General features: G+C 70.4%; 9 protein-coding genes and 1 tRNA gene. 4 read left to right on the top strand and 6 right to left on the bottom strand.

Features of this window, described 5'->3' with window-relative positions:
- Nucleotides 1-43: 43 nt before the first annotated feature.
- Nucleotides 44-2,581 carry a PSD1 and planctomycete cytochrome C domain-containing protein gene (locus tag TsocGM_RS10055; protein WP_158633475.1) on the bottom strand — a complete coding sequence of 846 codons (2,538 nt, stop codon included), beginning with the start codon at nt 2,579-2,581 and terminating at the stop codon, nt 44-46.
- Between the two features lie 318 nt (nt 2,582-2,899).
- Here TsocGM_RS10055 and TsocGM_RS10050 point away from each other — a divergent pair.
- A tRNA-Arg gene (locus tag TsocGM_RS10050) sits at nt 2,900-2,973 on the top strand.
- 346 nt (nt 2,974-3,319) lie between these two features.
- Here TsocGM_RS10050 and cas6 read toward each other — a convergent pair.
- From cas6 to TsocGM_RS10035, 3 genes are all read right to left on the bottom strand, one after another.
- A complete protein-coding gene (cas6, locus tag TsocGM_RS10045; protein WP_126725182.1) occupies nt 3,320-4,180 on the bottom strand; it encodes a CRISPR system precrRNA processing endoribonuclease RAMP protein Cas6 in 861 nt (286 codons plus the stop codon).
- Nucleotides 4,181-4,900: 720 nt separating this feature from the next.
- Nucleotides 4,901-5,320: a hypothetical protein gene (locus TsocGM_RS10040; RefSeq protein WP_126725181.1), complete on the bottom strand. Its 420-nt coding sequence runs from the start codon at nt 5,318-5,320 to the stop codon at nt 4,901-4,903.
- A gap of 341 nt (nt 5,321-5,661) precedes the next feature.
- Nucleotides 5,662-6,024 (bottom strand): hypothetical protein, encoded by a 363-nt coding sequence (locus tag TsocGM_RS10035; protein WP_199756749.1) that lies wholly within the window; start codon nt 6,022-6,024, stop codon nt 5,662-5,664.
- 325 nt (nt 6,025-6,349) lie between these two features.
- Here TsocGM_RS10035 and TsocGM_RS10030 point away from each other — a divergent pair, with 325 nt between their 5' ends.
- A complete protein-coding gene (locus tag TsocGM_RS10030) occupies nt 6,350-6,931 on the top strand; it encodes an IS5 family transposase (RefSeq protein WP_126725180.1) in 582 nt (193 codons plus the stop codon).
- Nucleotides 6,932-7,199: 268 nt separating this feature from the next.
- Nucleotides 7,200-7,553 carry a PadR family transcriptional regulator gene (locus tag TsocGM_RS10025; RefSeq protein ID WP_199756748.1) on the top strand — a complete coding sequence of 118 codons (354 nt, stop codon included), beginning with the start codon at nt 7,200-7,202 and terminating at the stop codon, nt 7,551-7,553.
- 31 nt (nt 7,554-7,584) lie between these two features.
- Here TsocGM_RS10025 and TsocGM_RS10020 read toward each other — a convergent pair whose 3' ends face one another.
- Nucleotides 7,585-10,731, bottom strand: a complete 3,147-nt coding sequence (locus TsocGM_RS10020; protein ID WP_126725179.1) for an efflux RND transporter permease subunit — start codon at nt 10,729-10,731, stop codon at nt 7,585-7,587.
- A 72-nt stretch (nt 10,732-10,803) separates the two neighbouring features.
- Nucleotides 10,804-12,144, bottom strand: coding sequence for an efflux RND transporter periplasmic adaptor subunit (locus tag TsocGM_RS10015; RefSeq protein ID WP_158633474.1), 1,341 nt, complete (start codon nt 12,142-12,144; stop codon nt 10,804-10,806).
- 422 nt (nt 12,145-12,566) lie between these two features.
- Here TsocGM_RS10015 and TsocGM_RS10010 point away from each other — a divergent pair, with 422 nt between their 5' ends.
- Nucleotides 12,567-14,057, top strand: a complete 1,491-nt coding sequence (locus TsocGM_RS10010; protein WP_158633473.1) for a TolC family protein — start codon at nt 12,567-12,569, stop codon at nt 14,055-14,057.
- The last annotated feature ends 11 nt before the right edge of the window (nt 14,058-14,068 follow it).

The following is a 14,068-nucleotide window of genomic DNA, read 5'->3' as shown; positions in this document are numbered from 1 at the left end:
ATTCCGGGATCTCGAAGCCAGGGGCTCGAATCAGGGTTCCTGGTCAATCAACATAGAGAAATTCGTTTGCGTTCAAGAGCACATGGCAGAAGTCGACCCAGCAGGAGCGGTCGATCGGCGGCGCCTCGGGCGGCGGTTGCTCGCAGGAGGACAAGGAGGAGGAGGCGGCGGGGGGAAGGTCGCCGGTGAGGAAGGCGAGGGCGTCGGCCAGCTCGGCGCGGCTCGGGGCCCGGGAGAAGGCGAGCCGGTAGGCGAGAACGACGCGGGCCTCGTCGTCCGGAACCGGGGAGCGGAGGATCCGGTCGGCGAAGGCCCCAGCCCGGGCGAGGGTCCAGTCTCCGTTGATCATCAGCAGGGACTGGGTGGGGGCCGTGGTGACGTTCCGCCGCGCGGTGCTCAGGTAGCCGTCGGCCACGTCGAAGGCGGCCAGCAGCGGGTCCTTGGTGTTGCGGAGGAACCGGGTGTAAATCGCCCGACGGGGCTCCTCCGGCTGGACGCTGGGGCCTTCCATGTCGAGGTCCAGCTCTCCGCTGACGGCGAGCATGGCGTCCCGGATCGGCTCGGCCTCCAGGCGACGGACGGGCATCCGCCACAGCAGCGTGTTCCCGGGATCGATCCGGAGGCAGGCGGTGGCGTCGGCTCGGATCGAGGCCTGGCGGTAGGTGCTGGAGGTCATCATCAGGCGGTGCATCGCCTTGAGGCTCCAGCCCTCGGAGACGAACCTAGCGGCCAGCCAGTCGAGCAGCTCGGGGTGCGTGGGCGGCTCCCCGAGCCGGCCGAAGTCGCTGGCCGTCTCCACGATCCCTCGACCGAAGTGGCCCTGCCAGAGGCGGTTGACCATCACCCGGGGGACCAGCGGATTCCCCGGATCGGTCAGCCAGGAGGCCAGCGCCGACCGCCGGCCGGTGGAGGACGGCCAGCCCGGCAGCGCGGGGATCTCGGCCGGCTCCGGGTCGAGGATCGACAGGATCCCCGGCGCGATATCCTCCCCCGACCGATCGCCCGGAATCGGGTTCGGCGGCGCGACGGCGGACACGTCGGAAATCGTCTCCACGTCCGCTCGAGCCGGCCGGATCGGGTCGAACCGCTTCAGCTCGGCGACCAGGGCCTCCCAGCGCTGCTTCTCGCCCGTGAGCTTGGTGGGGATCTTGTCGTACTCCATCTCCACCTGGCGGAAGGCCAGCGTGGCCAGTTGCCGCTCCCGGGGGGAGAGCGCTGCCGGGTCGTCCACCTGGAGCAGCGCCTGCATCTCGGGCTGGAACTTGGTGATCGCGTCGTACTCGGCCCGCTCTCGGTAGCGGGCCTCCAGCGCGGCGATCTCGGCCCGGGTGGCGGCCGTGAGCGCCTCCCAGGCGGCCCGACGCTCGGCCTCCCCGGTGCCGGGAACGGCGGGGAAGACGGGCAGGTCGTCCCGGGGAACCAGCGCCGCGAAATAGGAGCGCAGCCGGTAGTAGTCGCGCTGGAGGATCGGGTCGTACTTGTGGTCGTGGCACTTCGCGCAGCCCAGGCCCAGGCCGAGGAAGGCGTCGGCGGTGACGTCGGTCACGTCGTCGAGGATGCCGTCCCACTGCCCTTCCACGTCGCGCTGATTCGACTCGTAGACCCAGAGCCGAAGATACCCCGTGGCCACCCGACCGACCGGGCTGTCGGGATCGAGCTCATCACCGGCGATCTGCTCTCGGATGAATTGGTCGTAGGGCGTGTCGTGATTGAAGGCGTCGACGACGTAGTCGCGATAGCGCCAGGCGAAGGGGCGGAACTCGTCGGCCCGGTAGCCGTTGGACTCGGCGAAGCGCACCAGGTCCAGCCAGTGACGGCCCCAGCGCTCGCCGTACCGAGGGGAGTCGAGCAGGCGGTCGACGAGCCGATCGAAGGCATCGGGCGCCTCGTCGGCGAGGAAGGCGTCAACCTCCTCCGGGGTCGGCGGCAGGCCGAGCAGGTCGAAGCAGGCCCTTCGGATGAGGGTATGCTTGTCGGCCTCGGGGGCCGGACGCATCCCGGCGCGGTCGAGGCGATCGAAGACGAAGCGGTCGATCGGGTTGCGTGCCCAGCCCTCGTCGTTCACCGGGGGCGGTTCGGGACGTCGGACCGGCTGGAAGGCCCAGTAGGAGCGATCCTCCTCGGTGAACGAGCCGGGCTCCTCCCGGGCGAGAGCCTCCTGCTCGGCCCCCGGCCACGGAGCCCCCAGCTCGACCCAGCGCACCAGCGCCTCGACCTCCTCCTCGGGCATCGGGCCGTCGGGGGGCATCTCCAGCCCCTCGTAGCGCACCGCCTCGACCAGGAGGCTCTGCTCCAGGCTCCCCGGCACGACCGCCGGCCCCGACCTCCCCCCGGCTCGCACCGCGGCCGCCGAGTCGAGCCTCAGACCGCCCTTCTGCCGCTCCTCGCCGTGACACCTCACACAGCGATCAACCAGGATCGGCCGCACCCGGGCCTCGAACAGGGCCATCGCCTGCCGATCGGCCCCCGCCCGCTCCCTGCTTGTCTCCTCCGAGCCGACGGCCGCCTTGAGCACCACCCCGGGGACCATGCCCCCGCAGAAAACCGCCGCCATCACAACGAAGCGAAGGGCCTTCCTCATCGACGATCCCCTCGAATCGATGGGCACCGGGTCGCTCTCGGGAATATCCCACATTGCTCCAAGCCTAGCAAAACCTCCCCCGCGATGCGATCCATTCCCTCCCCCGGCCGATTCCGTCATCGGCCTCCCTCCCCCCGATGCCCCTTCGGGTTCCCGGCTCGTCCCCTTGTCACCCCTGTTCATCGCGGCTTCTGTCGGATACACTCTCCTAAGGCGTCCGGGACGACGTCTCTGGTTGCCGGATCGCTCCTCGCGATCCCTCTCCTCGCTCTCCCCATCCACCCCCCCGAGACGTCCCGCCGACCGGATGACCGCCACGCACCCGTAGCTCAATTGGATAGAGCATCAGTCTTCGGAACTGAGGGTTGCAGGTTCGAGTCCTGCCGGGTGTACTTCCGCCAGTCTCCGCCACGCCCCGCCAAAGCCCGACTCTCGCAAGCACTTGCGTCAACCTAACGCCGAATCGCCCGGCCGCCAATCCCGCCGGAAACCGCCACGATCCGCCCCCGTCCGTCTCCTGACTGCTACCGCTAGTGCTACCGCTGGCGAGGGGGCCGGGCCGGATCTGGCCGAGGTCGTCGCCGCCTGGCCGGGGCTCCCTGAGCCGGTTCGGGTCGGCATCCTGGCGATGGTCCACGCCGCTCGGAAGTGATCCAGGGTGCGCGAAAAGCGCGCACACCACCGGGATGGAACATCAAGCCGCCTGCCTCGGAGCGTCGCGGGGCGATCCCGGTGGGGTCACTCGTCGAGAGGAAGGATGATGAGCTGGCCGAGTCCCATGACGGTCCCCTTGCCCAGGTGCAGCCAAGTGGAGGCGGCCAGCAGCGGGCCGAGGGGGCCGGGGCCGGCGGGGAGGTCGAGGTGGCCGGAGACGCCGCGGAGCTCGACCTCTCGGCGCTGGGAGCCGGAGTAGCGGACCAGGTCGAGCCGTCGGCCGACCCAGGGGGAGTGAGGGACGGATCGGGCCGCGTCGAGCCAGTCGCGGCGGGAGGACCACAGGGGATCGGCATCCGACCCGGCAAGGGAGCGGACGCGCCGCAGGGCGGCCAGCGTCAGGTCGGCGGGAGTGGGGGCCTCAATCAGCCGGCCGTCGCGGATGAGCCGGAGGGGGGCGGGGAAGGCGAGGCGACAGGGCGAGTCGGCGCGACCGTCGGCCTTGCCGGGCATGGGGAGGCCGTCGAGGGTGAAGCCGGGCTGGCGGAGGCCGGGGGCCAGGGGGGAGCCGTCCCAGGCCAGCGGGCGGGCTTCGACGATGCGGAAGGGGAGGCGGTCGGGGCCCAGCCCCATCCCCTCGGCGCGTCGCCAGGCGGCCCAGGTCGCCGCGTCGAGAAGCGGCTCGGGCGGCCCGAACCGGAGAAACTCAACGGCGGGGGCGGGCGTGGCCTCGGCGGGAGCGGGCCGCATCAGATAGGCGGCAACCTCGCCGTCACCCACGTCGAAGAGGGCACGGTAGGCCCCCTCATCGGTGGCTCGGAGAGCGGCGCCCCAGACCCCGCGGAGCATCGGCACCGTGGCGAGGACCCCGGGGGTGTCGAGATGCAGCCGCCAGGCGCGGACCCGGATCCGCCCCAGGAAATCGCTCGGGGAATCGGTCGTCATTCCGGTCTTTCCACTTTCATCGGGGTTCGCGACCGGGGCGGGCCTGGCCGGGGAGCCTCGCCACAGGCTCCGGCCCCTCGCGGCGATCGTCCTGGGGCCGGTCGCCGCCGGTCCCCCGCTCCGGGGAGCGGCAACGCGCGGTGCGGGCTCACTCGCCCCCCCCGGCGAGGAGCCCCATCCGGGTCAGGGCGAGGGCCAGCTTCACGAGCAGGATCATCGTCGTGCCTCCCCGGCGATCTCGTCGCCGTCGTGGTTCGGACCGACCTCGCGCCGAGGTCCCGCATGGGAGAACGACCACTGGGCTCGCAAGATGACAAACCGGACCCGATCCCTTGCTCACCCGATCGCCACGGCGGATTCGCCACGATGCGGTTTTCTCCAGGATCGCGGACCGCGCGACCGGGCTGACAGCAGGACACGATCCCCTCGGACTCCAGGCCGAAGCGATCCTCCCGACCTCTTCCTCGGCAAGACCTGCGATGAATGCGATCCAGTTCCTCTTCGCCTGGCTCGGGAAGGTCCCGGTTGTGGCCGCACCCCTCTCGCAGCGAGTCCCGCTACGAACCCGTTCGATCCCTCCGAGCCCGTGCCGTTCCAGTTTCCCGAGAGACCACTCCCAAGCCCCGCTTCGATCCGATGAACGACACGCCCCAATCCCCTCGGAGTCGGGGCGGGACCGGTCACCGCAATTGTCTGTTTTGGACGACCGCCCCTGGTGACCTACGCACGTTGAACGACCGGAAACTTCAGCCACTCGGAGAGCGTCCAGATGTGGTCGGCCAAGCCCGCCGCCATCGCCGGAGTCCGGGCCTTCCAGGAGCCATCACCCCGACGGACTCGCAACGTCTTCACCGGCCAGCAGACGTTGTACGAATACATCGTGAAGTCCGTCACCGCCTCATGCTGACGCCAGTCCTTCGAGAACCGATAGGTCTTCCTCGCCTTGCGGGCGTTGCGATGGCGGTCCGTGGCGTGGTATCGCTCCACGAACGATGTGTTGATCGCCCGGCTGACTGCCGACCGCCTCAGGGCCATCAGCACCGCCGCCAGCGTGCCGAAGATGATCCGGCAGACGATCTCGACCACTCGGCCCTTCTCCCGCCGCTTCTCCACCGTGGCGTAATTCAGGCCCCTCGGCACGGCGGTGTACGGGGTCTCGGGGCGGCCCGGCCTGCCTGCCCGTGCGGGGCGGGATGACCAACTCGCCGTAGGTGTGCAAGATCGCCGTCTCGTACGCCGGGTAGCCGTCGGTCGTCATCAGCCGCATCCGCCGCCCACCGGTGCGGCGATGGAAGTCGGCTACCACCGCCTCGGCCTCTTCGAGCCCCCGAGCCCCGGGGACCACGCTGACGACCAGCTTGTGCTCGGGGTCGAAGGCCACATGGTCCCAGTAATCCCCCCGGTTCTCGTCGGCGGGGTCAGTCGGGTCGCAATGCCCCTGCTTCTTGAAGACGAAGGCCCACTTCTCATCGAACTGGACCTCACGGGTCCGGGGGGGAAAACGCCACGAGTTCGTCGTGGGCTCGCTGGGCATGGTCGCCCGCCAGGCGGCTGTACCGCATCACGGTGTCCCGGTGGACGCCGACGAGCCGCCCGGTCTGACGGACGCCACACCCGTCATCGATGTGCTTGAGAATCGAGGTGGCCGTCGCCTCGGGCAAGTGCGAGCGGTACAGCGGGGTGCCCTTGCGTTCGGAGAAGCGGGCCTTGCAGGTGCGGCAGTAGAGCAGGCGATACTGCTTCTGCTGGCCATAGCGACCGCAGGCGGTCAGGTTGGTCCCGCCCCGGAGGCCATGGTCCTTGCAGTCGGGGTTCTGGCAGCAGAAGTGAGCCAAGGATTCCATGGGGGCACCTCATGGTGGGAGGACTTCAACTCGTTACCACCCCATAGGTTACCGTGCCGCCCAGGGAGCCTTCAAGTTGGCTGGGACACCAGGGGAAGTCGACTCACCCCTAGAATTCCTGCGGTAACGGGAGATCGCGCCACGGTTTAGCTGCCCAGGACTCGATGTGTCGGCCCTACAAGACCGACCTGACCGACGACCAATGGGAGGTCGTCCGGCCCCTGATCCCGCCGGCCAAGCCCGGCGGGCGGCCCGCGAGACCGACATCCGCGAGGTGCTCAACATGCTGCTCTACCAGGCCCGGACCGGCTGCCAGTAGTGGGAGCTGCTGCCGCACGACCTGCTGCCCAAGAGCACCGTCTGGGACGACTTCGCCCTCTGGCGCGACGACGGCACCTGGCAGCGGATCGTCGACGCCTTGCGGGTGAAGGTCCGGGTGGCCGAGGGCCGTGATCCGACGCCGCGTGTCGATTCCATCGACAGCCAGACGGTCAAGGGGACCGAGGTCGGCGGCGAGCCGGGCTACGACGGCGGCAAGAAGATCAGCGGACGGAAGCGGCACATGGTCGTCGATTCGCTGGGCTTGCTCCTGGCCGTGCTGGTCACGGCGGCCTCGGCCGACGACGGGGCGACCGCCCCGGGGCTGCTCGGGCGGCTGGACCGGGATCGGCTGCCGCGGCTGGAGGTGATTTGGGGCGACGCGAAGTACCGCAACGACGAGTTGGACGGCTGGCTGGAGCAGACGAGGGCCCCATTCTGGGTCGAAGGAGTGCGGCGTCCGCCGGACGCGGAGGGGTTCGTGAAGCTGCCGAAGCGTTGGGTGTCGGAGCGTACCTTCGCGTGGCGGGGCCGGGACCGTCGGCACAGCAAGGACTACGAATGGCGCCCGGAGTCGAGCGAGACGTGAGTGCGGATCAGCGCGATCGGCCAGATGCTCCGGCGGCTGACGCCGGAGGAGAAGCAAAAGCAGTATCCATTCATGTACAGGCGAGGAGCCGCCTTTCAGCGTTCCGGATAACCACGAAGTCAACTCGAACGACGTCGGGCGGGGCATGCGGCATCGGCCGACCTCCATGATCCAACGGAGCGGGTCGGGCTCCGGTCGCAACACGGGCCGAGTCCGGCCGATCGGACACTGGCGGGCGGGATCGCCTCTCCAATCGGATTACGATCTCATGGGCGAAGTGCTGACGCGGATGTTCTTCGGGGGGTTCGTGCGGATGCACGTCCTTTACCACGCGGCCCAGACCCCGATCTTCGGCGCCGAGATGATCGAGGAACTGCGCCGACACGACTATGACATTGGCCCGGGGACACTCTACCCGATGCTTCACCAGTTGCATCAGGCAGGGCTGCTGAGCTGCTCGTCGGACGTCGTGAGAGGTAAGCGGCGGAAGTACTACCGGGCCACCCCCGAGGGGATCGCGGCACTGGACGAGGCCGAGAGGAAGCTCCGGGAGCTGGTGGCGGAGGTGCTGCACGACCGGGTCCCGGAGGAAGGGCCGTATGGCCGGCGCGGGGGGGAGTGACCCTCGCCCCTGGCCGCTCGCACCGGTCGGGCTACGAGCCGTCGGCCGCCGCCGGGGCTCGCTGCTTGACCACGGCGTAGACGCAAGGGACGAGGAAGAGGGTGAGGACGGTCGAGGCGAGCATGCCGCCGACCAGGGCTCGGGCGAGCGGGATCATCGCCTCGCCGCCGGGGGCCAGTCGGACGCAGAGCGGCAGCATCGACGCGACCAGGGTCAGCGAGGTCATCAGGATCGGCCGCAGGCGGATCTGGGCGGCGGCCAGGGCGGCCCGGCCGGCGTCGAGTCCCCGGGAGCGGAGCACGTTGGCGAATTCAACCAGCAGGATGCTGTTGTTGACCACTACGCCGATCATCATCAGCGTGCCCATCAGCGACTGGATATTCAAAGTCGTCCCGGTGAGGGCCAGCGCCGCCAGCACGCCGGCCAGGCCGAGGGGGACAGCGAGCATGATGATCAGCGGGTCGACGAGCGACCGGAACTGAGCCAGCATCACCAGGTAGACCAGCACCGAGGCGACAAGCAGGCCGAGGCCCAGGGTCCGGCCGCCGGCCTTCATCGTCGCGACCGGCCCCCGGACGGTCAGGCTGACTCCCGGGGCCTCGGGAAGCGCAGCCAGCGTGCGGTCGACGTCGGCGGCGACCGAGCCGATGTCCCGGCCCGAGACGTTGACGTACACGTCAAGCACCCGGGCGATATTGTAGTGGGCGATCTCCCCGGGGATGTTCACCCGCTTGACGGTCGCCACGTTCGAGAGCGGGACGGTGATCGGGCCGTCGGGAGTGCTCAGGGAGAGCGGGATGTTGCGGATCTCGTCGAGCGACTCGACCTGGTTCGTCTCGTACTGGACGCCCATGAAGAAGTCCGTGCCGCTGGCCGGGTCGATCCAGATGGTCGGCGCGTGGCCGACGCTGGAGCCGAGCGCCGTGAGGATCGTGCGCGCGACCTCCTCCTGGTCGAGCCCCAGGTACTTGGCCCGGGTGCGGTCGACCGCCACGTCGAGCTGCGGGTAATCGAGGGACTGGGCGATCTGCACATCGGCGGCGCCGGGAATCTTCGAGACGGCTCGGACGATCTCCTCGGCCTTGGCCCGGGCGGCCTCCAGAGAGCCGGCGGAGACCTGGATGTCGATGGGCGCCGCCACCCCCTCGTTGAGTGCCGCGTGGACGATGCCGCCACTGACGAAAAAGAACTTCTCGGCCGGGTATTCCTCGGCCAATCGATCACGGAGCATGCCGATATACGTACTCGTGGCGATTGACCGTCCCTCCCGGGCCAGGTTCACGACCAGGAAGGCCGAGTCGGGCCCGGAGTTGGGGCTGAGCACGGTGGAGAAGCCGGCCCCCTTGCCCACGGGAAGGCCAACGTTCGAGATGAGCGACTCGATCTCCCGGGGAGGGATCACCTCCCTGATCGTCTCCTCGATCCGGGCGACCAGCGCCTCGGTCTCCTCCAGGCGGGTGCCGGGGATCGTCCGGACGCGGAGCTCGAAGGTGCCCGCGTCGACCTCGGGGAACAGCTCGGTGCCGATGCCCGGCAGCAGCAGCCCCGAGGCGAGCACCAGGGCGGCCGTCGCGGGGATGACGAGCCATCGCAACCGGATCGCGGTGCCGAGCAGGCTGGCGTAGGCCCCCCGGGGCTCGGGGACCTCGGCCTCGGCGGCGGGCCCCTCGCCGCCGAGGCGGACTCGGGAGCGCACGAACCGGGCACAGAAGGCGGGCACGACGGTCATCGCCACGAGGTAGGAGGCGCCGATCGTCGCCGTCGCCGCGATCGAGAGCGGCTCGAACAGGTCCCGAATCATCCCCGAGAGGAAGATCGCCGGGATGAAGACGGCCAAAGTCGTCACCGTGCCGGCGAGCACCGCGCCGGCCACCTCCTCGGCGCCGTCCCGGGCGGCGTCGAGAGGCGACTTACCCATCCGCTGGTGCCGGACCACGTTCTCGATCACGACGATGCCGGCGTCGACCACGGTGCCGACGGCCAGCGAAATGCCGCCGAGGGTCATCACGTTGATCGTCTCTCCGCTGAAGGCGAAGCCGAGGCTGCCAATGAGCATCGACAGCGCGATCACCAGCAGCACGGCCAGCGTCGGCAGGATCCGGCGGAGGAAGGCCGCAACGACGACGGCCACGAGCACAGCCCCCAGGCCGACCTCGTAGCCAAGATTCCGCATCGCGTCTCGGATGTACGAGGACTGGTCGCTGACGAGCGTCACCGAGGTCGCCTCGGGGATCTCCCCCTGGGCCTTCATCTTCGGGATCTCGGTCGCCAGGCCCTCCCGGATGCGGTCGACGACGGCGATCGTGTTCTCTCCCGGCTCCCGGAGAAGCGGGCAGTAGACGCTTCGCTTGCCGTCGACGCGAACGATGTTGTACTGGATCGCCGCGTCGTCGACCGCCCGGCCGACGTCCCGGATGAAGATGGGGCGGCCGTCTCGGATCGCGATCGGCACCGCCTCGATTTCCTCAGTCGTCGGCAGCGTGTTCTCGGGGTGAATCTGGTACTCGTAGTGCCCCAGCCTGGCCGTGCCGGCGGCCAGGACGAGGTTCGAGCGATTCAGCGCCTCGACGACGTCCTGGGCGCTGAGGCCGACGGCCCGGAGCCGGGCCGGGTCGACGTAGACCATCATCTGCCGGAATTTGCCGCCGAAGGGGTGGGGGATCTGCACCCCCCGGAGGCCGCCCATCTTATTGCGGACGGCGTAGTAGCCGATCGTGTACAGTTCGCTCTCGCTCAGCCCCTCGCCGCCGATGGCCGCCAGGATCACCGGCAGGTTGGCCGGCTCGCTCCGGAGGGTGAACGGCCACTCGATGCCCGGAGGCAGATGGAACATGTCGCTGGCTTCGAGATTCACGATGTCGTTCATCGCCGAGCTGGGGTCGGTGCCCGGCTGGAAGAACACCTTGATCACCGAGGCCCCCGGGATCGTCCGGGATTCCTGGTGCTCGATCCCCCCGGCCAGCGTTAGCGCCCGCTCCACCCGGGAGGTGACGCCCTTCTCCATATCCAGGGTCGGCAGCCCCGGGTAGGAGAAGAAGCTGACGACGACCGGTCGCTTGAAGTCGGGGAGGATGTCGACCGGCACCCCGGGCAGCACCGCGGCGCCGAGCAGGCTCAGCCCGACGGCCAGCGAGACGACGGCGTAGGGGTTCCGCAGGGCGAATCGGATCAGAGGCATCGGCGTGCTCGTCGGCTCGGGCAGGCGGGAGGGCGGGAGGCGATCTTGGGGGCGGCTCTTGGCCGGGGCCGATCAGCCGGCCTCCTCGACCCGGACGCGCTGCCCCTCCTGCAGGCGGTCGATCGTCGGAGCGACGACGCGCTCGGACCCGTCGAGGCCCGAGGTGATCTCAATGCGGGACCCGTCGTCGAGGCCGGTGCCCACGTTGACGACCCGGATCGCGTCCGTCTCGTCGACAACGTAGACGAAGCTGCGGCCCTCCTCGTCGTAGCGGACGGCGCCGGCGGGCAGGACCAGTCCCTCGGCCTGTTCCAGGGTGATCGTCGCCTCGCCGTACATGCCGGGCAGCAGGGAGAGCCCTGGGTTGGGCAGGTCGACCTCGACGAGCATCGTCCGCGTGCTGGTGTCGAGGCCGCGGGCGATGCGGTCGACCCGGCCCTCGAAGGAGCGGCCGGGGAGCGATCGGAAGATGACGACCGCCGGATCGCCGACGTCGGTTCCGGGAGCGTCGTCCTCCGGCAGCGCGACGCGGACTCGGACCGTGTCGAGCTTGGCGACGACGAACAGTGGCCCCTCGGGGCCGGCCCCCTGGCCCTCCCGCACGAGGTCGCCGGGGTCGACATGCCGCCGAGTCACCACCCCAGGGAACGGCGCCCTGAGGGTCGCGAAGGCGATCATTGCGTCGAGCTCCTCCAGCTCCTTGCGGGCGACTTCGGTCTCGGCCTTCGCCGTCTCCAGGCTCGCCTGCGAGGCGGCGAGCCTCGCCAGGGAGACGTCGACATTGGCGCTCGCGGACGCCGCCGCCGCCTCGGCCGAAGCCAGCGTCGCCTCGGCCGACTCGAGCCGCTCCCGGGCCTCGTCCAGGAGCTGTCCAGTGACGGCCCCCTCGGAGACGAGCCCCTGCACGCGGTTGAACTCGGCGCGCTGGGCGTCCAGGGCGGCCCGGGCGGTGGCGATCTCGGCGAGCTCCTGATCCCTCATGGCCTCGGTGGCCTCGACGTCGGCCCCCGCCAGGTCGATCTCGGCGGCGGCCCGGCGCTCGTCGGCCTCCAGGCGGGCGATCATCGCTTCCCGGCGTTGCCGACCCTTCGTCAACTCGGGGACGTCGACGACGCCGAGCACCTGCCCGGCCTCGACCCGGTCGCCGATGTCGGCCTCCAGAAGTGCCAGGTAGCCGGAGACCCGGGCGTGGATCTCGGCCTGGTGGTCGGGGTGGACGGTCGCGGGCTGGGTGGTCGTCCGGCGGAGCGTCGCCCGCTCGGGTCGGATGACCGGAACCGTCGTCACCTCTCCGGCCGCCTCGCCGGACTCGGCGGCGTTGACGGGGGCGTCAGGCCCGCTGCACCCCGCCCCCATGACCAGAAGCGCCACGAGCGCCGAGCTACCGCTGGTCACGATCCCGGCCCGGATCATGGTCGACGAGCCTCCCCGCGCCCCTGGGCGTCCCCGGCCGACCATCGCTCGGGAGCCAGTCGGGGAGCCGCGCCCCTGCGACAGAACGATTGGACGGCGATGATGTCGAATGCCGATATTATGCCGGCTGGTCGATGATTGGCAAGGACGAGGGGGGGAGGGGGGCCCTCGGCCGGTCGATCCTCGTCCCGGGGTGCGCCCCAGGGCCCCCGGAGGAGTCGGGGGAGCCGGACCCGATCCCGAGCAGGCCAGGGAGGGCCCGAGTGATGGACCAGGGGTGGCATACCGCGAGCGGTCGGCCGCGGGCGATCGTGGGAGTGTGCCTACTGGCGGCAGGGGCTCTCGGAGGGCACGCGACCGGCCAGCAGTCCGTCCCCCCGGCCGACCCGATCATCGAGGAGGGGGCGTCGGGGAGGATCGCCATGATCCCCCCGCCGGAAGTCGCGGCCCCCGATGGGATCGCCCCGCCCGTGCTCCCTGCCGCGCTCCCCTCTCCCGAACCGGGGAGGCCCCTGGTGCCCGGGCAGGTGATCTATCCAATCGACCTGGCCGGCGCCTTGAGACTGGCCGGCGCGAGGGACCTGGACATCGCGATCGCCCGGGCCCGGGTGGCACAGGCCGTCGCCGACCTGGTCCACGCCCGAGCCCTCTGGTTGCCGAGCCTGTTCCTCGGCCCCAACTGGATCCGGCATGACGGCAGCACCCAGATCGTCGAGGGGGCCGTCCGCCAGATCAGCAAGAGCTCGCTGTTCCTGGGGGCGACCGGAGCCCTCGGCCAGGGGATCACCGGGCCGATTCCGGCGGGAGGGCCGGCGCCGGTCTCGGGCACGACGGCCGTCATCCGCATCTCCGACGCGATCTTCGCCCCACTGGCCGCCCGCCAGGTGGTCCAGGCCGAACGGGCAGGAGTCGCCAGCGCGACCAACGACGCGCTGCTCGGCCTGGCCGAAGCGTACCTCGACTTGCAGCTTGCCGCCGGGAGGCTCCAGATCGCCCGAGAGGCGGTCGGCCACGCCGAGGAGCTGGCCGAGCTGACCGGCTCGTTCGCCCGCACCGGCGCCGGGCTGGAGGCCGACCACCGCCGCGCCCTGGCCGAGCTGGAACGTCGCCAGGTGGAGGTGGAGGACGCCGTCGGCGCCCTGGAGATCGCCTCGGCCGAGGTGGTCCGCCGCACCCGGCTCGACCCGAGAATCGTCGTCGCCCCGATCGAGCCGCCCGAGTCGGTGCTCCGCCTGGTGGCCGACGATTGCCCGGTGGATGACCTGATCGTGGCCGGCCTCCAGAACCGCCCGGAGCTGGCCCAGTACCAGGCACTGGTCGAGGCCACCCTCGTTCGCTTGAAGCAGGCGAAGCTCCGGCCGATCATCCCGAGCCTGGCCCTGCGCACCTCGGCCGGCGGGTTCGGCGGCGGATCGAACTCCTTCTTCGGCAACTTCGACGGCCGGTTCGACACCGACGTAAACCTCTTCTGGACAATCGAGCACCTCGGGCTCGGCGACCACGCCCGGATCCGCCGCAGCGACGCCGAGCGGCAGGAGGCCGTCCTCCGCCTCGTCCAGACACAGGACCTGGTGGCGGCCGAGGTGGTTCGGGCCGACAAGGCCCGGCTGGCCGCCCTCCGGCGGATGGACCGCGCCGCCCGGCAACTGCCCGACGCGCAGCGTTCCCTGGAGCTGAACCTCACCAATATCCGACGAGGCGCCCGCCTCCCCGGCGCCACCCGCCCGATCGAGGTCCTCCAGCCGATCCAGGCCCTGGTCCAGGCCCGAACCGACTCCCTGGAGGCGGTGCTGGACTACAATCGGGCCCAGTTCCGGCTCTATCACGCCATCGGCCGCCCCCCGCTACTGCCCCCGGCCTCCTCGACCACCGACGCTCCCCCGTCGAACCCGTTCTCCATGCCCCTGCCCTGATTCGAACCGAG

Origin of the sequence: Tautonia sociabilis, assembly GCF_003977685.1 — a bacterium.
GTDB classification, from domain to species: Bacteria; Planctomycetota; Planctomycetia; order Isosphaerales; family Isosphaeraceae; genus Tautonia; species Tautonia sociabilis.
The sequence above is the reverse complement of the archived record's forward strand: the minus strand, read 5'-3'. Positions and strand labels throughout refer to the sequence as shown.